The sequence below is a fragment of the Brasilonema sennae CENA114 genome, from assembly GCF_006968745.1.
GTDB classification, from domain to species: Bacteria; Cyanobacteriota; Cyanobacteriia; order Cyanobacteriales; family Nostocaceae; genus Brasilonema; species Brasilonema sennae.
In genome coordinates this window covers 7,005,352-7,028,359 of sequence record NZ_CP030118.1, presented here as the reverse complement: position 1 = coordinate 7,028,359, position 23,008 = coordinate 7,005,352, and the positions used below count along the sequence as shown (strand labels likewise).

The following is a 23,008-nucleotide window of genomic DNA, read 5'->3' as shown; positions in this document are numbered from 1 at the left end:
CAACAAAGGCTGGTTACCCCAACGGAGTGGCTCACCATTTCCTCAACTTACCCAGCCTACCGAACACCGGCTTTGCCCATTTCCCACCCAGTACATCGTGCAGCAGAATGTAAAAACAGGGGATGAGAAACAGCGTCAGCAATGTGGCGATCGCCATCCCAAAAAACACAACAATCCCCAATGGCTGCAAAAACTCCGAACCTTCGCCAATACCCAAAGCTAAGGGGAACAGCCCCAAGATAGTCGTGACTGTGGTCATCATAATCGGACGCAAACGTTGAGGGGCAGCTTTGAGAATGGCAGTGCGGCGATCGCAACCTTCCTCCTCACGAATTTGGTTTGCCAGTTCTACCATGAGAATTCCCGCGTTCACCACAATACCCACCAACAGCACCGCACCGACTATCACCGTTGCACCAATGGCTGTTTTAGTGACGTAAAGTCCAAAAATCCCTCCAGCTAAAGCGAGTGGTACAGTCAACATAATGATTAAAGGGTCAATCAGCGAGTTGTATTGCACAGCCATGACGACGAAAATTAAGAACGTCGCTAGCGCACCCATAGTTTTCAATGAGTTTTGTAACTGCTGATTCGTTTCCTGTGCGGAACTTGGTACAATTGTAACGCCATCAGGCAACTTAATACCCTTGACTATTTCGTTTACTTGTGCAAGCGCGTCACCCAAACTAGCTCCCTCGCTTAAGTTCCCTGCAATCACAAAAACTTGACGTTGGTTAATTCGCTGAACCTCTCCTGGTGCTTGACCTTCTTCAATACGCGCAACGTCCGAAAGGCGGACTTGTTGGTTATTTTGTGTAAATAGCGGTAATCCTTGTAACTGAGAAGGACGCTCAATTGCTTCTTGATTTAACTCTACACGCACATCAACTAGGCGGTTACCGCGTTGAATTTGCGTGGGAACTGAACCTTCAATAGCAGTTTGAATTGTTTCACCAATTTGTTGCGCTGTTAGTCCCAAAGTTGCAACTCTTTCCCAGTCAGGACGAATTTGTACTTCTGGTTGACGCGGATCAGCATCTGGTCGAAATCTAGCGAGTGTAGCCTTTTCTTCTAAAGCTTGCAGCAGTTGCCTACTTGCTTGCTGTAAGTTTTGTTCATTGTTACCTTGCAGAATAACATCAACTTCTGAACCTTGCGCTGGGGTATTACTCAAGATTAAACCGCGTACCTGACCAGGACTCAAGCGCAGCAAAATTCCTGCTAAATTGAGTTTGTTAAATTCCCGAGTAACCTTTTGGACAAATTTTTCAACATCCTTATCTGGTTTGAGATTGATAGTGCTGCTGGCGCGCAAAGGATTTTCTGTTGTGTTGCTACCAAAGAGAAAACCACCTACGGTTGAGAAAACATAGTCAGTTTCTGGCTGCTTCATCAAGATATCATCCACAGCCTGCATAACTTTCTGAGAAGTTGCTAAAGGTGTACCTGGAGGAAACTGCACTCTTAAATTGGCTTGTCCTGTATTGATGCGTGGTAAGATTTCTTGAGAAATTTGACCTGCCATGAATAAGGTGCCGCCGCCTAAAATCAGAAAAACGATAGTGACGGCTATTATCCGATAACGTATAACGTTCTTTAACAACTTACCGTATAAGATTGTTGCATCTTCAAAACGGTGATTAAACTGGCGCAGTAGCCAAAACTCTCTGATACGACTAGACCAAGGTATTGCCAGAAGTCGAGAACACAGCATCGGTACGACTGTGACAGCGACAACCAAAGAAGCGGCGACTGCGAAGCCAATCGTCAGAATCATCTCATTAAATAGCAGTGAGATAAAGCCGCCAATGAGCAAGAATGGAACTACAGAAACTAAGTTGGCTGCAGTGGCAGCGATTAATGCAGATTCGACTTCTTGGGAAGCTGCAATTGTAGTGTCGATAAAGAATTTTGAATTGGGTTTTTTCCCCATTTCTTTATCTGCTAATTTCTCCATCTCCTTTTGATTGGGAGTCATGGCTGTTTTTTCAGCAACGTTCTCCAAAATGACGACTGAGGTATCAATGGCTTGACCAATTCCTAAAGTAAGACCTGCTAAACTGAACACATTCAAAGTCAAGCCGAATAGTTTCATTAAGGCGATCGACGCCAAAGTACACAGCGGAATTGCCAAACTAATAATAAATGTTTGCCGTATTGATCCTAAAAATAACAGCACAGCTACTGCTGCTAACAACGCCCCAGAAACTGCTGAGGTGATCACATCATTCAACGAATTACGAATGAAGCGAGATTCATCTGTTGTGGGAGTCAAAACCATATCCTGTGCAATTAAGCCAGAACCTCGTAATTGCTCAATTCGTTTCTTAACCCCATCTACAACGTTGATTGTATTGGCATCAGGCTGCTTTTGAATTGAAACTTTCACCGCTGGCTGACGGTTTAAATAAACAAAGATTCGCTGTTCTTCTGTACCATCACTGACTTCAGCGAAGTCTCGTAGATAAACGCGGCGAGGAGGAGATGAGGGGGATGATGTGGATGAGGTGGATGATGTGGATGAGGGGGATGATGAAGATGAGGAGACTTGAAAGGAGAGGTTGCTGATTTCATCTGCGTTTTTGAACCGTCCCACTGTGCGGGTTAATGGTTCAGAATTTTTCCCTAAAATTCGACCACCTGATATATCTTGGTTTCTGGCTGTAAGTTGATTGAGTACATCAGTTAACCCAACACCCAAAGCTTGCAAACGGTTTAAGTCAACAAGTACTCGTACTTCTTCTTCAGCAGCACCAGAAATATCAACAGAAGCAACTCCTTGTACAACACTGAGTTCGCGAGACAGTTCCTCATCTGCAAATACCCGCAAATCTTTACCTTGTAGTGAGGAAGATGTCAGCGCCAATTCGTAGATTGGTTGTTGGGAAGGGTCAAATTTAAATATACGCGGTTCTTCAATCGTATCTGGCAGTTGTCCTCTACCTCGGTTAAAAGCAGCAGTCGCATCATTTAGAGCCTGCTCGATATCGCCTCCTGGCTGGAAAAATAAATCAAGGCTAACCTGTCCCTCACGAGTACGGGAAAAAACTTGCACTACATTCTCAGTAGCTGATAAAGCTTCTTCCAAAGGTCTAGTGATTTCATCTACCGCCACTTCAGGTGATATACCAGGTGCTTCCAGCCGCACACCAATCCGCGGATAAGTAATTGATGGTAGTAAATCAACTTGGATGGTTGTTAGAAAAAATATCCCAACAACAATTACCGCCACGGTGAGCATGAGTGTGCCTATATGCTGGCGAATTGAAATGGCGCTAATACTAAATCCGCTAGTCTGGTTTACCTGCTGCATGATACTAAGTGGTGAGTACTGCTTTATGATTGTTGCTCAGAAAGAATAGAAAGACGTACAATACTGCGGTCTTTCAACGGTTTGCCACTACGAGTTACAAATTTTTCTCCTGGTTGCAAGCCAGATAAAACTTCTACATTGCCATCGGATCTTTCCCCAAGCGTTACAGTTCTCTCTGTCACCGTTGCTTTCTCACCTGTTTGGGCTACAACAAATACTGTCCCTTGACGATTGGAATTTGGAGATTGGGCAGAAGAGGAAGAAGCTGTTGTGTTCTGTTTTTGTTGATCTGTCCTTGCTCCCCCATCTCTTCCTTGAAGTGCTGTCTCAGGTATGATGACTCGCGCTTGTGTCTGGGTTTCAAAATTGACTCTTGCCAATAAACCACTGCCAATTTTTCTGTCGCTGTTGGAAATGACGACTTCAACAGGTATCAAACGAGCTGTCGTGTCAGCAGCTGGGGAAATACGTGTCACTTGTCCAGTGTACGTTTGGTTTGCAAAGGCATCTAAACGCACTTTAACTGATTGTCCTAAGCGGATTTTGCCCAGTTCTAATTCTGAAAGTTGAACTACGACTTTGACACGGCTAAAATCACCAAGCCTGACGACTTCGTTTCCTGCTTGCAGGAGATTTCCCGGTTCTGTGATCTTTTCTAAGACGACTCCAGTCACTGGAGATGTTAGCTTTGAATAAGAGCGGCGTTCTTTTGCTTCCGCAACGACAGCTTGTTGGGCGACGACTCGACCTTGTGCAGCTGCGAGGGCTTGCTGTTCTGTGCGGACTGTCTCTTGTGCAGCGCGGAGTGATTGGGCTGCAGTGAGGCTTTCGGTGCGTGATTGTTGGGCTACTTGTTGGGCGATCGCCCCCTCTTTCAAAAGTTGCTGCTGTCTTTGTGAGTCTGCCTGCGCTTGCACAAGTTCAGCTCTTAATCTTTCTACTTGCGCACGGGCGTTACTAATCTGAGCGTTTGTCCGTGCGACTTCTGACTTGAGTGCTGCTAGTTCTGCTTCTGCTTGATTTTGAGCGGTTCTCAGTAAGGCGTCATCTATCTGTGCGATGATTTGCCCTTGCTTAACAGCGTCACCTACATCCACATTCAACGCTAAAAGCTGCCCTTCGACTCGCGATCGCAATGACACTGTACGGAATGGTGTAGTCGTACCTGTATATTCTGGCTCTTCTCGCAACATACCAGTACGGGCAATGGATGCATCCACAGGGACTCCACTGTCTGCCTCTTGCCTACCTCTAGGACTTTGTGATTCAGCTTCTGCTGATTCATTTGGAAACGAACCGCAACCACCGGTTAGTAGTCCCACGCCTAGGATAGAAGCAATAAAAATCTTTTTTGTTGTATTAATTTGCATTTTTTTTAATATTGGCTGTCTCAAAAAACTGTCTGTGTTTTCTCTATTACCGCGTGTTAATTTGTGTGCTGTTTTGCGCTGCTGATTTCCTTCCAAAATCATCTGTACACTCCCCTCTCAGCCAGTTTTAGGTTAGCCGGGTCGTTTTGTTCTCTAAAATTTCATACTCTAAGTAAAAATAATTACTTAAAAAACAAAAGTAACCCTCTTACTTCCTGCAGTTTTGCCGGACATCTTATTTTTTCTATGTTATGAATGCAAATTTTCTTGAAGTTATTATAACTATTTTTTAAGATTCCTTAACTCTGTCCAAGGGTTAGCTATTTCATCTGGTCCCAAAGGAAAACTTTACAGATTAAAACAGCCAAAAGGTGGTGAGACAGCTTTATGTACAGAAGTTTTACGCAAGGAGTGTGACTCGTGTTTCAAAGAGAAACGCTTTGCGATAAGGGCATCTTAGTAAGCGCAAAACCCACACTCTATACGATAGAGAAGTCTAAGGATTTATCAAAAAACAGTAAGCAGCACAAGCACTCATGTCTGCAAAAATAAGCCTTGTTTATGTAGACGAAGCTTTTTGTCTATAAGTTCCAACAATAACCACAAAATGTTTTTGTGAAAAAACTAAACTGTTCTTTCTCAGCTTCTTGCTTAAGATAGTTGTCAACAACTAGGGGGGTTTCCTCTTCCCCCTATACCCCTACACCCTTAGTTTGGTCAAAAAAACACAAATTCTTGCGTTTTTGAATGTAGCAAAACTATCAACAATTTTCATAAGAGCAAGATAAAATTAAGAAAAGTAAAGAAAATTAGTATTTAAGACAGAGATGGTGTAGTTAATCTCGAAACGATTGTAAGTTGACTTAATACGAGGAACAATAACGGTGACATCACAGATTAAATTTACACAAACTGCTGACGAATCTCTACTGGCAGAATTTTTTCAAGAATCAGTTGGTAAGTGGCGTTCGGAACGGCGCTACTACACACTACCAGATGGAGAAACTAAGGAAATGGTGAGTATGATCACCATTCGGTTTTTGATGCAGGGATGCGATGAACTGCAAAAGTTGGCTCAGATGCACGACCTACCTGATACAGTTAGTTTGATTTGTGGTAGCCAAGTGATTTGGGAAAGTGAGAATTCTGTGACGGGAAGGAAGGAATCTCAGGGTTCCACGATATTTGGTGCTTTGGGGAATGTGTTGTATCGCGATCGCGGTTTTGCCACAACCAAACCTATCAGCGCCCAATATTACTTCCCCAACTCCAAAACATTGTGTTTGCGAACTGAATACAACAATTCAGTGTTTGACGAAGAGTTAAAGCTGATTGGCAGCAAATACCGCACACGCCAATCTATCATGTCTCGTGCTGGGGAACAGGTGATGATTGGCCAATATTTGGAGAAGAGAGTGGAGAGTTAGAAAGAATTTCTCATGTTATTTGTAACTCAAACCCTGGCAAAACTTCTTCCCCAGAAAGAAGCCCTGGGGTTTGAACGACTTCTATGGCTAACCCAGTTCGGTAAATCTCTACTTGCTCATCTTGAGGATTGATAAGCCAACCCAAACGTAAACCATTTTCTAGATACTCCTGCATTTTATCTTGCAGAGGTTTGAGGCGATCGCTCTGAGATCGCAGTTCAATCACAAAGTCAGGCATCAGTGGCGGGAATTTTTTACGCTGCTCAGCAGTTAGTGCTTCCCATCGTTCCAATTTTACCCAAGCAGCATCAGGCTATCGCTGTGCCCCATTTGCAAATTGAAATCGGCGATCGCGTGACTCACTCTGTCAATGCTAGCGTTGATGCCATCATTGACACCATTGAAAATCTGAAAGAAGTACCCTTGAAACAATTACAAATTTAAGCCTACGAACTGCACGAAAAGTTGCCAGAGTCCTTGGATTATCACAAAAAGTGGCTGGCAAGGACTTATCGAAACAAGATTTAATAGATGCGATTATGGAGTGCTGGCAGGAAAACAGTGCAGCAGTCGTAGATGCCTCAATACTGCAAGGGATAGGGGCTTTGGGTAAGGGTTAAAGGAAAAAGTAAAATTTCTTACCCCAAGCTCAGTAACTGGATCTCAAAACACAATTATGCTTCCCCAGGGATTGACGGTGGTGGTCTACCCGAAGATTCCTGATTGTCCTCGGAAGCGATCGCTGTTTCTAAAGCAAGTTTTTCTATTTCTTGTAGAAGTTCCTGCGTCTTCTGCTCGGCTCTTTTGCGAGCTTCTGGTGACATTTTCGCTCGAAGTATTTTAAAAGATTTAGCCATTACAGTTCACCTCCCTATTTCAAAGTACGCAGATGAACTGCATACTGCGCCTCTGCTACAGGGATATTCTTCTCGTACCACCGATTATCTCCAGTCTTATCTCCACCAACAAGGAGAATGGCAGTACGGTTGGGGTCAAAAGCATAAAGTACGCGATAAGGACGACCTGCGTGCTGAATACGCAATTCGCGTAGGCGAGAAAGCTTGGAACCATTGATTTTAGAGCTATGGCGGTCGCGAAGTGTCGGTCCCATCTTCTCAAGTAAACCGACTACGGCTGTAACGTCGATTTGTTCCTCCTCGCTCAAAGTATCCCACCACGCGCCAAATTTGTCAGTATACTCCACGCACCATTCTGTTGTTTCTTCCGTAGCATGGAAGGCGCATAAGGTCTGAGAAGACTTTTCAGTTTTCTTAAAGCTTGCGTTTTTCCCCTGGTTGTTGACTTGGCTGCGATTTAGCATTTTTTCCCCCTTTTTTTGTACATTCAGACACACGAATCCTATGATTCGGAATTTCTGAATAACATGGGAGAAATAAACTAAGTCATCGTCACACTAAGCCTCGATAAACAACTCAACGAACTATTTGTTTGCCAGTCACAAGCACAACTTACGTTGTAACTTGATTAGACAAATATGGGTTAACGGAACAAATATAACATTGCCTTGTCTTCAGTGTCAATTTTCTGCATAGCAATATTTGATAAACCGCAATTCTTCCGTCGGGTTTACCACAAACAGGGAGAAACGCTCTGGGCTTGACACTTCCCCGACTGAACAAATTTCGCTTGTCTAAGGTGAGGCTGGTTGTTGGTGTTGTGACCATCCCGACTAACTCCAGTGACGGTATTCTCATCGTGACCTATGGAATACAGAAGATGACCTGCACAAAATACTTGCAAGCTTGGTGATCTGCCGAACGCGAATGCGTGCGCTTTGCGCTTAGGCAGCAGCGAAGTTATCGCTCCAGAGGAGCGGGAGAAAAGCGCCATCGCTCAGTGGGGAAATGTGCACGACACAACCTGTTAGCTTTTATTGAACACTGTCTGTTTTAATCAATCAGCTTCTCATAGTTATCATGCGACCCAATCCAAATCCAGTAATAATTTTCTCCCTTCTTCAGGGCTAGCGCACGGTAGCCACCACTAATTCGAGCAGACCACAAGCCATCTCCCACTTTTTTGAAATGCAACGATGGATAAAACGGGTTATCGCGCCAAAGTCGATATGCTTTCCTTGCTTGGTCTTTCATTTCTGACGAAAGTTCGGCATAGGAATGCCAAAAATCAGGAGTTGTTAAGGATTTCATCGATTGGTTTGACACGATTTGCAGCAATATCTGCCTCAGCACGTTGCAGCAAACTATTAAGGCGACCAGATTTTACATCTGCTTCGATTTGTCTGTCCCAAGCCTGATCCAGATATGCCTGGAACCATTCTAAAAGCTTTCGTGCTTCAACTTCAGGCAGTTGTGCGATTGCTGTTTTAATTTGTGCAAGAGAACTCATTACTCAATGAATGAAAACGCATTCTGATTTTAACGTTGTTGAAGATATTGTGGTCAGTTACTTTTGGCGAAATGTAGAGACGTAGCATGTTACGTCTCTACATTGCTTACAATTCAAAATTTCAAACTCCAAATTAATAATGATTCCCCGACTTACGATGATGCACAGCAGTAATTCCCTTAGCGTCTAGTACTTTCCCATTATCCACGGTTGCATAAACAAGCCAATGGTCACCTACTTCCATCCGGTTTTTTACGGAGCACTCTAAATAAGCTAAGGCATCATTCAGAACAGGAGAACCATTTTCACCTTCTTTACTTGCGACGCCGTCGAATCGGTTTTGTCCTGGACTAAAAGGTTTGAGGAAGTGCTTCATTAAGCCGATGTGATTTCCTTCTTTCAAGACACTTAATAAAAATTTACTACTAAAGTATACCAGTGATTACACTGCCTTCTCTTTTGCCACAGCAATTGTTAAACCAGGAGGATTAAAGCTTGCTTGAGATACCCAAGAGGCTAACATTGCACTGGATATATCGCCTTGTGTTTGCTAACTGAATACAACAATTCAGTGTTTGACGAAGAGTTAAAGCTAATTGGCAGCAAATACCGCACACGCCAATCTATCATGTCTCGTGCTGGGGAACAGGTGATGATTGGTCAATATTTGGAGAAGAGAGTAGAGAGTTAGAAAGAATTTCTCATGTTATTTATAACTCAAACCCTGGCAAAACTTCTTCCCCATAAAGAAGCGCTGGGGTTTGAACGACTTCTACAGCTAACCGAGATCGCTAAATCTCTACCTGCTGATCTTGAGGATTAATAAGCCAACCTAAATGAAAATCCTAAAAATTAAACCGCCAAAAACCTTTGAATCACATCTTGACTAAGTTCATCAGTTGAACCAGAGGCAACAATAGCACCTTTTTGCATAGCGTAATAGTAATCGGCCTGACGGACAAAGTGTAAGTGTTGTTCTACCAGTAAAACAGAAATACCTGTGGTTTCAACGATGCGACGAACTGCCGCTTCAATTTCGAGGATAATTGAGGGTTGAATCCCTTCGGTGGGTTCATCTAATACAAGTAATTGAGGTTGTCCCATTAAAGCACGAGCGATCGCCAGTTGTTGTTGCTGTCCACCACTTAAATCACCACCCATCCGCGACAACATGATTTTTAACACAGGAAATAAGCTAAAAATTTCTTCAGGAATTTCGGCTTTTTTAACCTGTCTCTGCCTAGCTTCTAACCCCAGCAGCAAATTTTCTTTGACTGTCAAACGGGGAATAATCTCTCGTCCTTGGGGAACATAACCAATTCCCATCTTCGCCCTTTGATCTGGAGATTTGGAGTTGATTAAATTACCGGCTAAGTTAATTGTGCCACTCCGGGGTTTGAGTAAACCCATAATTGTTTTGAGTAAGGTTGTTTTACCTACGCCATTGCGTCCAATTAGGCATACCATTTGCCCATTTGGTACATTCAAATCTACGTTGCGGAGAATATGGCTTTCACCGTAGTAAACGTTAATGTTAGAGATGTTTAGCATTGGTTTTCGTCTTGTCTTCCCATCTATTCCTGCTGTTGTCCTAGATATACTTCAACAACACGGGGGTCATTTTGGACTTCTCTAAAATTGCCTTCGCACAGTACCGAACCTTCATGTAGGACTGTGACTTTGTTGGCAATTTGACGGACAAATTCCATATCATGTTCAATCACTAAAATTGAATGATTCTGAGCTAATGTTAAAATTAGTTCGCCGATGTTATAGGTTTCTTCATCGGTTAAACCTGCAACTGGTTCATCTACAAGTAATAAGTCTGGAGATTGTCCTACTAACATCCCAATTTCTAAACGTTGCTTTTCTCCGTGGGATAATAAAGCTGCGGGGATGTCTGCTTTAGAAGTTAAGCCAATGGTTTCTAATAAACCTTTTATAGTATTTTTTTCAGTAGTATGAGAACGCCCAAACAATGTAAAAAAAACATTTTTATTGCGGTTGCTGGTAATTTCTAAATTTTCCCGTGGTGTTAGGTTGAGATAAACTCTAGGTGTTTGGAATTTGCGCCCAATTCCCCGCCGTGCAATTTGATGTTCAGGCAGAGAACGTAGGTTTTTTCCTTTGAATAGTACTCGTCCTATAGTGGGTTGCACTTTACCTGTAATCACATCAAGAAATGTGGTCTTACCAGCACCATTAGGTCCAATTACTACTCGCAATTCACCCACTTCCATACTAAAATTTAGTTGGTTGAGTGCTTTAAAACCATCAAAACTAACAGTGACGTTTTCAGTTTCCAAGATTTTGGCGTTCATGTTGCACTTCTGTGTCTTCTTCCAAGCTGGGATATGTAGAAATTTGTTGAGGGCGTTTGAAAAGAGGAATGTTTTGACTACGCAACCATCCTACTAAGCCGTCAGGAAGGACTGTCACGACAATTAAAAATAGTGCGCCTTGGAAAAATAGCCAGATTTCGGGAAATTGTTCACTCAAAAAAGCACGGGCATAATTGACTAACAAAGTTCCCACAATTCCCCCGATTAATGTCGCACGTCCCCCCACGGCTACCCAAATTACCATTTCAATAGAAAAAGCAATATCCATTGCTCTGGGTGATACAGAACCACTTTGTAGGGTGTAAAATGCTCCTGCTACGCCTGCGATCGCACCCGATATTGTAAACACTAATGTTTTAAAATCTGTGGGGTCATAACCAGAAAATCTTACCCGATTTTCGTCATCCCGAATAGCTATCAAAAGTCGTCCAAAACGTCCACTTGTCAGCCAGCGACAAACCCCGTAGGTAGCAGCGAGAAACAATACTGTGAGAGTATAGAAAACAAATTTTGTTTTAGGATCACTGACGGTTGCACCAAACAAAGTTGTAAAATCTATCAGCCCATTAGTACCGTTGAAAAATTGTTGTTGACCGTTAAAAAAATTGAAAAATACAATAGTTGCGGCTTGGGTCAAAATCGAAAAATAAACTCCCTTAATGCGATTGCGGAATACTAAATATCCCAATAATCCTGCCAGCAAACCTGGAAGTATCACTACAGCCGCTATTGCTATCGGGAAAGAATAAAAAGGTCGCCAAAACCAGGGAAGTTCGGTGATACCATACAGCCCCATAAAATCAGGTAACTCACCAACAGGGACTTGCAGTTTCAGGTACATCGCGATCGCATATCCACCCAAACCAAAGAAAATACCATGTCCCAAACTTAGTAAGCCAGTATAACCCCAAATCAAATCAATAGCTAAAGCCACAATCGCCAGTGACAAAAATCGCCCCAACAAATTCAAGCGAAATTCTGATAGCACCACTGGCATAATTAAGATGAGGATGAGTGCAATCACCATCACCACCCCAACTTCAATTAATATTAACCTTCCTCCCTTCTTCATCCTCTATGTCCTTCACGTCTATGTGTGAGATTAAACATCAACACTACGACCTTTTTGTGGAAAAATCCCCGCAGGCTTCCACTGTAAAAATAAAATAATTAGCATAAATACCATCACCTTGGCCATACTTGTGGTAGCAAAAAACGTCAATAAATCCGCCAGAGGCTTAACAGGAGTTAACAACAAAGCTAGAGTCCCAGAACCAATTAAAAAGTTAGCTGTGCCAATTCCCAAGGCAGCTACAATAGTACCTGCTAAATTACCCACACCGCCAACAACCACAACCATAAAAGTGTCGATAATATAATTTTGTCCAGTATTTGGGCCTACAGAACCGAGCAAACTAATCGCGCAACCAGCCACTCCAGCTAAACCAGAACCCAAAGCAAAAGTGATCGCATCAACTTTTTGAGTTGGGATACCTAAACAAGCACTCATACTCCGCTTTTGTGTCACAGCCCGAATTCTTAATCCCCAGCTAGAACGTTGTAAGAATAGATAAATTCCTACTACACAAATTATTGTCAAAGCAATAATAAATAATCTGGCAAATGGTAATTGTACACCACCTAAAGATATGCCAGTTTGTAACCAACTAGGTGCTGTTACATCTACATTTTGTGCGCCAAACCAAGGTTTAGTTACTGCTAGCTGATAAGTTTGACTTAATAAATTACAAGTTGCTGTTGTTATCCCCAGCGATAGCAATAGTACTACCCACACAACCCAGTTACGAATTCTCTCTAAATTTGTGCGGGAATTTAAAAACCATAACCCACCAAAAAACAATAGAGAAAACAAGACTAAGCCAATTACTAAGACCAAATTCGCACTACGGACAAACTGCTGAAAAATTAAACTTACTCCCCAAGTTGCTAGCAGAGTCTCTAGGGGTCGTCCATAGAGGTAACGAATCACACCTCTTTCAAGAATTAATCCGATAAATGCTGTGAAAATGAAAGCGATAATTAACGCCAAAAATATATAAATTTCAAACCAAAAACCGCCTAATTGTTTACAGCCATTCTGCACAACAAATGTTGTATAAGCCCCAAACATCATCAATTCACCATGGGCCATATTAATGACACCCATCAAGCCAAATATAATGGCTAATCCCAAGGCGGCAATTAATAACACAGAACCGATGCTAATACCATTAAATACAGCATCTAAGAAACCTGTTAACACTTATTTTTCTCCAGCAGCTATAAGCTTGTTTTCTAGTAATGAGTCAAAACTGAAGAGTTAAAATCCTAACTATAGCAATCCTATTTGAGTTGTCAAAATATCGAACCGCCAAGACGAGCCAGCGGTGCAGGAGGGTTTCCCTCCGTAGGCGACTGGCGTCGCCAAGAACGCCAAGAAAAGAGGGAAGAGAGAATTTTACAAATGATTTAGGATTGCTATATTAACTAATGACTAATGACTAATTAGACTTTTTTGTACTTACCGCCCTTAGCTGGATCTGACCAATCACAAGCAAATCCCTTAGTCTCTTTCACAAATTGATTCCAAGGAACTGGCTCAACTGGTGCAGGTGTAGTATAGATAATATTAAACAAACCATCATCTCTAACTTGACCAATCCGCACAACTTTGGATATGTGATGATTAGCATTTACTGTCACTTTTCCTTCAGGTGCATCTATGGTTTGACCATAAGCCGCAGCACGGACTTTAGCTAAATCAGGACTACCCGCTTTTTCTACTGCTTGCTTCCACAAATAAACGGCGATATATGCGGCTTCCATAGGGTCATTTGTTACCCGGTCTGCACCATATTCTTGTTTAAATGCCGCGACAAATTTCTTATTAGCAGGAGTGTCTACTGTTTGGAAGTAATTCCAAGCAGCGTAGTGACCTTTGAGATACTCAACACCAATTGCCTTAACTTCTTCTTCGGCAATACTTACAGACATAGAAGGGTATTTGTCTGGTGTTAATCCAGCACCTTTTAACTGTTTAAAGAAAGCTACATTGCTATCACCATTTAAGGTGTTATAAATGACTCCACCGTTGGGCAAAGCTTGCTTAATTTTTGTGATGATTGGTGTAACTTCTGTATTACCCAAGGGTAAGTAATCTTCACCAACTGTTTTTCGGCTTAGAGCTTCTAATTGGGCTTTGATAATATTGTTAGCAGTACGAGGAAAAACGTAGTCTGAGCCTACTAAAAAGAATTCTTTGCCTTTATTTTTTAACAACCAATCAACAGAAGGTTCAATTTGTTGATTTGGCGCTGCACCTGTGTAAAAAATGTTTTTAGAACACTCTTGACCTTCATACTGCACCGGATACCACAGCATATGGTCTTTACTTTCAAAGACTGGTTTAACATTTTTGCGGCTAGCTGAAGTCCAACAACCAAAAACTACAGCGACTTTATCTTGATCAATCAACTTGGTGGCTTTTTCTCTAAAAGTATCCCAGTTAGAAGCACCATCTTCAATAATGGCTTCAATTTGTTTTCCTAACACCCCACCATTGGCATTAATTTCTTTGATGGCTAATTTCTCAGCATCGACGACACTTTTTTCACTAATAGCCATTGTGCCACTAAGGGAGTGCAGAACACCTACCTTGATGGTTTCACTATTAGCCGCAGCTACAGGAGAAGCATTGCTAGAGGTGGCTGGACTGTTCGTAGCGGTTGGGGTGTTATTAGCGCAAGCCTTCAGAAGGATGCTGCTACCAATACTTGCAGAACTGTAAATCAAAAACCTACGTCGGTTAAATTGTCTACTCATATCTTGGCTAATTTCCCCTCAACGAATCAGCTAGCTTCCTGAAAGTTGACAAGAGCAAGCTTCAAACTGTGATATTAGTTTAATATTTAATCATTAAATTGTTATTTATATAATGACTTTTTGTAAAATGTAGAGACGTAGCGTGCTACGTCTCTACATTGCTTATCATTCAAAATCACCGTAAGCGCAAGCGCACGCCAAGGGCGAACGCGCAGCGTGCCTGAAGGGCATAGTTCTGATCGCCGGAAGCCGGCGCTCAGACTTCTCTCAGACTCACCTTAATAATGATTACCCGACTTACGATGATGCACAGCAGTAATTCCCTTAGCGTCTAGTACTTTGCCATTATCCACGGTTGCATAAACAAGCCAATGGTCACCTACTTCCATCCGGTTTTTTACGGAGCACTCTAAATAAGCTAAGGCATCATTCAGAACAGGAGAACCATTTTCACCTTCTTTACTTGCGACGCCGTCGAATCGGTTTTGTCCTGGACCAAAAGGTTTGAGGAAGTGCTTCATTAAGCCGATGTGATTTCCTTCTTTCAAGACATTTAAGGCAAATTTACTACCAGAATGCGTCAGTGATTCCACTGCTCTGTCTTTTGCGACAGCAATTGTTAAACCAGGAGGATTAAAGCTTGCTTGCGATACCCAAGAGGCTAACATTGCACTGGAGATATCGCCTTGTTTTGCTGTGAGGATACACAGTGAACCAACAACGCGCCCGACTGCTTGTTCTGTAGTTGTGGCGCTTTGGCTTGGAGTGCGCACTTTTTTAGCTTTCTTGAGTGCTTGAGCAAAGTCGGTTCCTGCTTCTTCACACATTTGCAGGGTGGCATCATCAGGTTTAAACTTCACCCTGATAGTATCAAAACCAAATCGATAGCCAGCATCCTTCAGTTTACCCTCAATAATATCGACTGCTTCGCCACTCCAGCCAAAAGAACCAAAGACACCAGCAAGTTTGTTGTTAGTCGCAGTGGAAAGCACAATACCCAAAGCGACTTGCACGGGAGTCGGTGCATGACCTCCAAGTGTAGGAGAACCAATCACAAAGCCAGACGCTTTTTCCACAGCAGCCCTGATTTCTTCTGGTTCAGCAAATTCGCAGTTAATTGATTCTACAGCAACGCCCGCTTTTGTCATCCCACGAGCGATCGCTTGGGCAAGAGTCGCCGTACTTCCATACGCAGAAGCATAAATCAACGCCACAGATGTCTCTTGCGATGCTTGCTCCTGACACCATTGGCGATAAAACTCTGTTAGTTCGATTAAGCTGTAGCGTACCAGAGGTCCATGTCCAGTCGCATACATCCTCACGGATAAGTCGCTAAGTTTATCCAGTGCTGTTTCGACTTGACGAGCATGGGGAGCGATGATGCAATCAAAATAATAGCGTCTATCTTCGTTAAAGATTTCCCAACCTTCATCAAAAACTTGGTCGCCACAAATATGTGCTGCAAAAAGTTTATCTGTGTAGAGAATTTCTGTTTGGGGATCGTAGGTACAAAGTAGATCTGGGTATCGAGGATTGGGAGTGGGGATAAACTCTAGATCATGACCTTTGCCCAAATCTAAAGTTTCTTCCCCGCGCATCACCATCACTGGTAATTCTGGGTTTTCCAGTGCAGCACGCAAACTTTTTGCTCCTGGGTTGGAACACACAAAGGTGATTTGCGGTGCAAGTTCCAGCAAAGCTTTGAGAGTTGCGGCGCGGTTAGGGTTGACGTGACCAAGAATGACGTAATCAATTTCTTTGACATCAAAGCGTTGCTGTAACGATTTGAGGAAAATTTCTGTAAATGTTTCTCCTGGAGGGTCAACTAGAGCGATTTTATCTCCTTTGATCAGATAAGTATTTGCTGTTGTCCCTTTTGCCAAAGCGTATTCTATCTCAAATCTTAGGCGTGTCCAACTGCGGGAACGAAGCACAGTTGTGTCTGTTGCGATGGGGTAAACTTGAACGTCACGAGGTTTAGTTTCTGGCATAGATCATATTTAATAAGGTTTAATATTGAACTGTGTGTTTTATGTAGAGGCGACTTTAGCTAGCATATCGGCGAGCTGAACAGGATGAGATAACATTGGGCTATGCCCGCTTCGAGGTAACTCAATTGCATCAACTCCAAGACGTTTGCGTGCAGCGTATCGACACCATGCGGGAGAGAGGCAACGATCTTCACCACAGACGATATACGTACACTTTACATCTGGCCAAGCTTGTAGAGGACTAACCTCACTCATATATAAAAACTGCTGATTGCGCAACTTCGGAAACGCCCAATGCGCCACATCTGAGGTACAGTCGTTAAAGATAAATTCTCTGGCGACAGCCTCGTCTTGTAAAGAGGTTATCCTCAGTGCTGCCGGATTGAACATATTTGGCTCATCGCTGAACTGCTCGAACTTATCAGCTTCTGGCAGGTTATAGCCTATTGCTTGGAGGAAATTAGGATCTAATTCGTCATAAAATTGGTCGAACAGACTTAAACCGATATGTGGAATCAGCCCAGCAATGAAAACAAGCTGACGCACTGGACGCTGGCTGGCAACCAGAGGAATAGTTAAGCATGCCATAGAGTGACCAACCAGCACCACATCGTCTTCAAATCCTTGCAGCACCTTGTTCACAACTTCGGCATATTGAACAACACCAGCTGTGGGGTCTTCAATTGGGAGATCCACTGCTACCGTCTGATGACCACGCGCTTCTATCTCTTGGGTGAGTAGCTCCCAACACCAAGCGCCCAGGGAAGCACCGTGAACTAAACAGAAAAGAGTCATAAGCAGTTATCAGTTATCAGTAGAGCAGACTGGTGTTGTTAATAATGATTTCCGACTTTACGGTGGTGGGCTGCTGTTAGCGCTTCTGGCTTACTCACTCGTCCTGCGTATACGGTGCTGTACACAAGCCAGTGATCGCCGCCATCCATCCGACTTATAACTTCGCACTCCATATATGCTAGGGCGTCTCCAAGGATGGGTGCACCGTTTTCGGCTGGCTGGGTTTTCACTCCTTCAAAACGATCAGCACCTGGGGCAAAACGTTTGAGGAAGTGTTTCATCAATTTTTGATATTTACCTTCTTCCAAGACATTTAGAACAAATTTATCACCCACTTGCATGAGTGATTCAATTGCCCTATCTTTGGCGACAGCTATGGATATTCCTATAGGTTTGAAGCTGGCTTGAGAAACCCAAGAGGCTAACATGGCACTGGATACATCACCTTTTTTAGCGGTGATAATATACAACCCACCACTGATTCTACCTAGCGCTTTGTCAACGTCAGCACCTAAGGATTTCATCTGCTTGACCGAGCGATCGCGTGTCACCCACTGTGCTATGTCTGTTCCGGATTCTTCACACTGCTTGTAAGTGTTTTCTGTGGGTGTTTGTTTGATCCGAATTCCTGGAAACGCTGCTATTAAGCCCAAATTCCGGAATTTACTCAGCAACGGGTCAATTGGTTCGTCATCACCACCGCCTGATTCAAAAATGCCCACTCCTTGTTTTTCATGAACTGAGCCTAAAATAGTGCTGATGGCAGCTTGGATATTTGCTGCACCAGAAGCTGGAGGCATTCCAACAACAATACCATCACAACGACCTACAAGTTCCCGTAATTCTTGTAAGTCAATGCCTGCACGTAAGTCTACCATTTCTGTAGCGACGCCAGTTTTGGTGATACCCGTGGCAATTGCTTGAGCTAGGCGAGTTCCATAGCCGTAATCTGAAACGTAAAAGACTCCTATGGTAGTTTCTGCCTTCGCTTGTGTTTTGCTCCAAGTGCGATAACGCCCAGTGAGTTCGTCAACGTTATGTTGTAATAATGGTCCGTGACCTGTAGCAATCATGCTGATTTTTTCCAGTTCATCCATCCGCTTGAGAGCAGAGATAACTGAACGGGCATTGGGAGCCATCAGACATTCATAGTAATATTGATAGTCTGCTTCTATAGCTTTTAAGTCTTCGTCAAACGTGCTATCTGAGCAATAGTGCATCCCAAACGCATCACAGGTGAACAAAGTTTGGGTTTTGTGGTCAAAGCTAAAGATGGTGTCGGGCCAGTGTAAATTTGGTGCGATGACAAATTCTAGTTCGTGTCCGTTGCCTAGATCCAGGCGATCGCCATTCTTGACAATTTTCCGCTGAAACGGACGATGCACCATATTCTCCAAAAATTGGATAGCAACTTTAGAACCAACAACCGTTACATCCGGCGCAAGTTGCAAAACATCTTTCACTAAACCGCTGTGGTCTGGCTCAGTGTGGCTGATAATAAGATATTGAATATCTGCTGGATCAACAAGATCTTTAAGGGTATCTAAATACAGCTGACGAAACTTTTCGTGGGAGGTGTCAACCAGCGCTATTTTTTCAGCGCGTATCAGAAATGAATTGTAGGTAGTACCGTTTTGTAGACCGAACTCGATATCAAAGCGATCGCGATCCCAATCCAAAGACCGAATTGCCGTCGTCTCGGAGGCAATCTCTACAGTCTCGATGGTTAGCTTTTTTTTGGTTTTTTCGGTGAGCGCTACCATAACTAGTCTCCTTAGCAATTGAGTATTTATTACTCTGTCCCTATTGTGACATGTTTATTTTGTAAATTTTGTTTAAAATTTTTATCCTCAGGTTAAAAAAAATAAAAGTATCAAATAGTGTTAGTATGTTGTTGCTTACAAGCCCAAACGTTGTCTTAGCAAACGAGGATGTCACTGGCTAATAGCTCTTTGTGGCTAGCTTTGATGATTGGAAATTCCCGACTGCATTGGGCGTACTTTACAGGCGATACGCTTATTTATGCTTGGGACACAGACTATCTACCAGCAGATGTTATTCAGCGACTGTCTCAATCTCAAACGTTGAAGGATTTATTACTAGAGATTTTCCCAAACGATGAAGCAACTGGGAAAGCAAGACACGGAAACATAGAAGATTCTCTAAAAACACTCTGCTCATCTGTGTCCTCTCCTCCTCCTATAATCCTAGCGTCGGTTGTTCCTAGTCAAACCGCACTATGGCAAAGTTATCCTAATGTTCGCATCCTTACTTTAGACCAAGTTCCTATAAAGGGAATTTATCCCACACTCGGAATTGATCGTGCGTTAGCTTTATTGGGTGCTGGGCAGAATTGGGGTTTTCCTATACTGGTGATTGATGCGGGGACAGCACTAACCTTCACTGGTGCGGATGCTAACCAACATTTGGTTGGAGGCGCAATTCTTCCAGGATTGGGCTTGCAGCTTGCTACTCTTGCTGGAAAAACAGGACAATTACCAACAGTAGAGTTACCCCAGCAACTTCCTCACAGATATGCTCTAAATACAAAAGAAGCAATACAAAGCGGGGTTATTTACACTCTAGTTGCTGGAATCAAAGATTTTATAGAGGCTTGGTGGCGGGATTTTCCGCAAGGGAATGTTGTGATGACTGGGGGCGATCGCACTTTGCTGGTAAATTATATGCGATCGCCCATGAAGGCTCCTAAAGGAGCATCGCAGTTTCCTGAGATTGTAGATAGTTTGAATGTTGAAGCGAATTTGATTTTTTGGGGAATGCAAAAAACACTTAAGAATTATGAGTAGTAAATTTCAGCATTATTTTTACTATTAATAAAGTTACGAATATCCCCACCCACAGCTGAGCTACAAGACTCTGGCAAATTCTCCTCTGTGCTAGCGACTATTTTCAACTTTGCATGAGGCATATATTGAGCGTACAACTGACTCATGGCTATAGCTTCTTGGTTGTCTTTTTCACCTTGTAAAATTAAAACCGGGACTGTTATAAAAGATAATTCATCGTGTAGCAATTCTGCTTGAATTTCTAAATGCTGGCGTTGGAAGATAAGCTCACAAGCTGTGGGGTATTGCTGCATCACCTGATGAAACTGCCAATCTTGTTTAATGTTTTGATCCAAACCAAAGATTTTCATGAGCGGACGAAATAGTCGCAACAATTGAAACACAAGTGGTGGACGGTTTGCTATCCGCTGCATTTTCTCCCAACGCTTTTTTTGCCCTTGTATTTCTACACCCTCTGGGGCTAGTAACACCAAACCATTAATTTGTTCTGGATACTTCAAAGCATAACTAGCTGCAATCCAACTTCCAAGGGAATCTCCAACTAAATATACCCTTTCTTGCTTTAAAGCACGCTTTAGAGCCTGTAGCAATTGTGCTAAACACTCCACTTGCAAATCAATTGAATAATGAACATTCGGAAAATCTGACTCGCCAAATCCCAACAAATCTGGTGCAAAGCAATGGAAATCTTGTGCTAGCATCTCCATAACGGATATCCACTGGCTGCTATCTTTCCAAGTACCATGTAAGAAAATAATTGGAGTTCCTTCTCCAATCTCACGCCAGAAAAGCATTCCTTGAGAAGTCTTTATCCGGGAGTTACGGAATATAGAATGCATATTTAAGAATTTAATGTAAGCGTTATATTAAATATATTTTTATTTTGAGGTTAAGAGTTATTGCTAATAGAAAACTACAGAAATAAACTGAAAATTCAAATTTAGCTAAAAGCTTGCCATATCAGCCATATTTCTGAATTTTGAGAGAAGTCTGAGCGCCGGCTTCCGCCGATCACAACTTCGGTGATTTTGATTTGTCAAAGCTGTACTAGATTGTTACTATAAAATCATTTTATTTTTAGCCAACTACTAATTCTTAACTATAGCTCAATACGGTTCGGTTAAAGCAAAAAACAGCGAACCAATGTAGATCGGGTTTCGCTAAGATTTTCCTACTTAGCTATTATTAGTCTCAAAAAATACTCTTAAAAGTGGAGGAAGTAAGCGAGGTGTTTGTGTCAACCCCTTTGCTTAATTTAGGCATTCACTGATTCAAAATTTGCGCTATTGTTGCACAACCAGGACACCAGATGCTCCTCTTGGGGTTCCCGCCAAGATGCCATTGACTCATAAATCGGGGGGCTTGAATGATTAGCTTGTGCATTTGTTTTTTGTGTATGAATAAATACATCTGCATGTATCCTTTTGTTTATTGGTAGAAAGATAAAAACGTAAAATAGAATGTTTGCGATTACTTAGCTACATTATGTTCCGTGTGCTTTCCCTTACTCACTGGTTTGTATCTCCACTTGCAGATGCACTTGTTGTATTCAAAGAACGCTGCTTTGTAAGTCCCAAAGGGACACGCTTCAAGGACGCCTCGGGTGTGCGTTTTGCACTTGGGCTAATACTGGATTCGTGGGCTTTGCGCTTAAGTAATGATATTTTGTCCTTAATTAAGTTGAGCTACTTTTGATTACGCTAATGTTGTCAAGCCATCTAAATAGTCTTGCAACTGGCGACTATGATCATGAGACATCTGTCCCGGAGGTAACGAATCCAGTGGAAAAGCCTGAATTTCCATGACTTCCAAAGTATCTTGAATTTCCATTTTTCCTTGGACTATTGCTTCAGCTACAATACAAATTGAATGAATTCTAGGATCACGATCTGGTGCGGAGTAGACACCAACTAAACGTCGAATTGATAGCAGTTCTAGTCCTGTTTCTTCCATCAACTCTCGTCGGATAGCATTGGGTACATCTTCTCCCCAGTCCACTATACCTCCAGGTAATGCCCATAGACCGTTGTCGCGCCGCCGGATCAGCACAATTCGACCATCAGGTAAAATCGGGATGATGCTCGTACCAGTAATGGGATGACGAAAGATAATGCCCAGTACGGTTTGCCCAATGCGCCATAAGTTACGTGTGGACTGAACAGCCACTGCAAAAAAAGCAAGAATGTTCAATTTTAAAATCTTTGGCTTGTAGTGTAGAGTTTTCCCCATTCACATTTTTCAACGGAAATGTTGAGTTGCAGATGATACAACAATGTTTGTGATTTGGGATTTTGTTCTAACGATTTACGTAGAATCAATGTAGATTCTAGCATTTGCTCAAACTCAAAGTCGTGTTTGTCTGAACACATACACTTATGACTCAAGCAAATTTTCAACTTTTAGCAAAAATATTATAGCTATAGCAGTCCTAAATGAGATTGTAAATTGTCTCATCAGGGCAAGTAACAGGGAACAGGGTTGGGATGAACCCGGACAAAAACGGACAACCTTCTACAAAATCCTCACTAAAAACGACGAACTTGGAGCATTTTGAGGCGGTTATTGACGATATTTTCAACAATAGAACAGATCAACCGCCTCAAAATGCTAAGGTTGTCCGTTTTTGTCTAGGAAAAATGTAGCGGAACAGAATTGTTTATAAATGATTTAGGATTGCTATATAATTCTACAAAAATGTTGATATATAAGCTTAAAATATGCTATAATTGCCTACCGTCTGAAATTATTTTGTTGCAAAACTAGGCTAAATTTAT

General features: G+C 42.4%; 21 protein-coding genes and 3 pseudogenes. 5 read left to right on the top strand and 19 right to left on the bottom strand.

The features are described 5' to 3' along the window. Window positions 1-31: 31 nt before the first annotated feature. Together DP114_RS29220 and DP114_RS29215 are read right to left on the bottom strand one after the other, a co-directional pair. Window positions 32-3,313 (bottom strand): efflux RND transporter permease subunit, encoded by a 3,282-nt coding sequence (locus tag DP114_RS29220; protein WP_171977790.1) that lies wholly within the window; start codon window positions 3,311-3,313, stop codon window positions 32-34. Window positions 3,314-3,336: 23 nt separating this feature from the next. Further along, window positions 3,337-4,683 (bottom strand): efflux RND transporter periplasmic adaptor subunit, encoded by a 1,347-nt coding sequence (locus tag DP114_RS29215; protein ID WP_246162869.1) that lies wholly within the window; start codon window positions 4,681-4,683, stop codon window positions 3,337-3,339. 884 nt (window positions 4,684-5,567) lie between these two features. On the opposite strand from DP114_RS29215, the gene DP114_RS29210 reads away from it, so the two are divergent. Next, window positions 5,568-6,110, top strand: a complete 543-nt coding sequence (locus tag DP114_RS29210; protein ID WP_171977788.1) for a phycobiliprotein lyase — start codon at window positions 5,568-5,570, stop codon at window positions 6,108-6,110. 10 nt (window positions 6,111-6,120) lie between these two features. Here DP114_RS29210 and DP114_RS29205 read toward each other — a convergent pair. Then, window positions 6,121-6,453: pseudogene (locus DP114_RS29205) on the bottom strand (Uma2 family endonuclease); the annotation flags it as partial. Window positions 6,454-6,604: 151 nt separating this feature from the next. On the opposite strand from DP114_RS29205, the gene DP114_RS35900 reads away from it, so the two are divergent. Further along, a complete protein-coding gene (locus tag DP114_RS35900; protein ID WP_256379292.1) occupies window positions 6,605-6,730 on the top strand; it encodes a hypothetical protein in 126 nt (41 codons plus the stop codon). 54 nt (window positions 6,731-6,784) lie between these two features. On the opposite strand, the gene DP114_RS29195 is transcribed toward DP114_RS35900, so the two are convergent. The 5 genes and pseudogenes from DP114_RS29195 to DP114_RS29175 form a co-directional block, all read right to left on the bottom strand. Continuing rightward, the gene (locus tag DP114_RS29195; protein ID WP_169262943.1) at window positions 6,785-6,967 is read right to left on the bottom strand and encodes a hypothetical protein; all 183 of its coding nucleotides are present in this window, start codon (window positions 6,965-6,967) and stop codon (window positions 6,785-6,787) included. A gap of 14 nt (window positions 6,968-6,981) precedes the next feature. Further along, entirely contained in the window at window positions 6,982-7,431 is a 450-nt protein-coding gene (locus DP114_RS29190; protein WP_169262942.1) for a type II toxin-antitoxin system RelE/ParE family toxin, read from the bottom strand. Window positions 7,432-8,020: 589 nt separating this feature from the next. After that, window positions 8,021-8,278 carry a ParE family toxin-like protein gene (locus DP114_RS29185; protein ID WP_169262941.1) on the bottom strand — a complete coding sequence of 86 codons (258 nt, stop codon included), beginning with the start codon at window positions 8,276-8,278 and terminating at the stop codon, window positions 8,021-8,023. After that, the gene (locus DP114_RS29180) at window positions 8,256-8,477 is read right to left on the bottom strand and encodes a hypothetical protein (protein ID WP_169262940.1); all 222 of its coding nucleotides are present in this window, start codon (window positions 8,475-8,477) and stop codon (window positions 8,256-8,258) included. Before DP114_RS29180 ends, DP114_RS29185 begins: the two co-directional genes overlap by 23 nt. A gap of 133 nt (window positions 8,478-8,610) precedes the next feature. Further along, window positions 8,611-9,021, bottom strand: a pseudogene (locus DP114_RS29175) (flavin reductase family protein); the annotation flags it as partial. Here DP114_RS29175 and DP114_RS29170 point away from each other — a divergent pair. Next, window positions 9,019-9,168, top strand: a pseudogene (locus DP114_RS29170) (phycobiliprotein lyase); the annotation flags it as partial. The pseudogenes DP114_RS29175 and DP114_RS29170 overlap by 3 nt on opposite strands. Window positions 9,169-9,329: 161 nt before the next feature. On the opposite strand, the gene urtE reads toward DP114_RS29170, so the two are convergent. From urtE to urtB, 4 genes are read right to left on the bottom strand one after another with little or no spacing between them, the layout of a single operon-like run. Continuing rightward, the gene (urtE, locus tag DP114_RS29165; protein WP_169268810.1) at window positions 9,330-10,028 is read right to left on the bottom strand and encodes an urea ABC transporter ATP-binding subunit UrtE; all 699 of its coding nucleotides are present in this window, start codon (window positions 10,026-10,028) and stop codon (window positions 9,330-9,332) included. A 23-nt stretch (window positions 10,029-10,051) separates the two neighbouring features. Further along, the gene (urtD, locus tag DP114_RS29160) at window positions 10,052-10,798 is read right to left on the bottom strand and encodes an urea ABC transporter ATP-binding protein UrtD (protein ID WP_171977787.1); all 747 of its coding nucleotides are present in this window, start codon (window positions 10,796-10,798) and stop codon (window positions 10,052-10,054) included. Then, complete coding sequence (gene urtC, locus DP114_RS29155; protein ID WP_171977786.1) at window positions 10,773-11,891, bottom strand: urea ABC transporter permease subunit UrtC; 1,119 nt, start codon at window positions 11,889-11,891, stop codon at window positions 10,773-10,775. The genes urtD and urtC overlap by 26 nt, the downstream gene beginning before the upstream one ends. 30 nt (window positions 11,892-11,921) lie before the next feature. Next, window positions 11,922-13,082: an urea ABC transporter permease subunit UrtB gene (gene urtB, locus DP114_RS29150; protein WP_171977785.1), complete on the bottom strand. Its 1,161-nt coding sequence runs from the start codon at window positions 13,080-13,082 to the stop codon at window positions 11,922-11,924. An 84-nt stretch (window positions 13,083-13,166) separates the two neighbouring features. Between urtB and DP114_RS35895 the strand changes: the two genes are divergently transcribed. Then, window positions 13,167-13,292, top strand: a complete 126-nt coding sequence (locus DP114_RS35895) for a hypothetical protein (RefSeq protein WP_256379291.1) — start codon at window positions 13,167-13,169, stop codon at window positions 13,290-13,292. A gap of 32 nt (window positions 13,293-13,324) precedes the next feature. On the opposite strand, the gene urtA is transcribed toward DP114_RS35895, so the two are convergent. The 4 genes from urtA to DP114_RS29130 all read right to left on the bottom strand — a co-directional run bounded on the left by urtA (window position 13,325) and on the right by DP114_RS29130 (window position 19,190). Continuing rightward, window positions 13,325-14,641: an urea ABC transporter substrate-binding protein gene (urtA, locus tag DP114_RS29145; protein ID WP_171977784.1), complete on the bottom strand. Its 1,317-nt coding sequence runs from the start codon at window positions 14,639-14,641 to the stop codon at window positions 13,325-13,327. A gap of 278 nt (window positions 14,642-14,919) precedes the next feature. Next, window positions 14,920-16,632 carry a diflavin flavoprotein gene (locus DP114_RS29140; RefSeq protein ID WP_171977783.1) on the bottom strand — a complete coding sequence of 571 codons (1,713 nt, stop codon included), beginning with the start codon at window positions 16,630-16,632 and terminating at the stop codon, window positions 14,920-14,922. Window positions 16,633-16,671: 39 nt separating this feature from the next. After that, window positions 16,672-17,427: an alpha/beta fold hydrolase gene (locus DP114_RS29135; protein WP_171977782.1), complete on the bottom strand. Its 756-nt coding sequence runs from the start codon at window positions 17,425-17,427 to the stop codon at window positions 16,672-16,674. Window positions 17,428-17,465: 38 nt separating this feature from the next. After that, window positions 17,466-19,190: a diflavin flavoprotein gene (locus tag DP114_RS29130; protein WP_169262937.1), complete on the bottom strand. Its 1,725-nt coding sequence runs from the start codon at window positions 19,188-19,190 to the stop codon at window positions 17,466-17,468. A 168-nt stretch (window positions 19,191-19,358) separates the two neighbouring features. On the opposite strand from DP114_RS29130, the gene DP114_RS29125 reads away from it, so the two are divergent. Continuing rightward, window positions 19,359-20,234 carry a pantothenate kinase gene (locus DP114_RS29125; RefSeq protein ID WP_171977781.1) on the top strand — a complete coding sequence of 292 codons (876 nt, stop codon included), beginning with the start codon at window positions 19,359-19,361 and terminating at the stop codon, window positions 20,232-20,234. Here DP114_RS29125 and DP114_RS29120 read toward each other — a convergent pair. From DP114_RS29120 to DP114_RS29110, 3 genes are all read right to left on the bottom strand, one after another. After that, window positions 20,225-21,073, bottom strand: a complete 849-nt coding sequence (locus DP114_RS29120; RefSeq protein WP_171977780.1) for an alpha/beta fold hydrolase — start codon at window positions 21,071-21,073, stop codon at window positions 20,225-20,227. The two genes, DP114_RS29125 and DP114_RS29120, sit on opposite strands and share 10 nt — an antisense overlap. Before the next feature lie 856 nt (window positions 21,074-21,929). After that, window positions 21,930-22,424: an NUDIX hydrolase gene (locus DP114_RS29115; RefSeq protein WP_169262935.1), complete on the bottom strand. Its 495-nt coding sequence runs from the start codon at window positions 22,422-22,424 to the stop codon at window positions 21,930-21,932. 2 nt (window positions 22,425-22,426) lie between these two features. Beyond that, complete coding sequence (locus DP114_RS29110) at window positions 22,427-22,603, bottom strand: hypothetical protein (RefSeq protein ID WP_169262934.1); 177 nt, start codon at window positions 22,601-22,603, stop codon at window positions 22,427-22,429. Window positions 22,604-23,008: the final 405 nt, after the last annotated feature.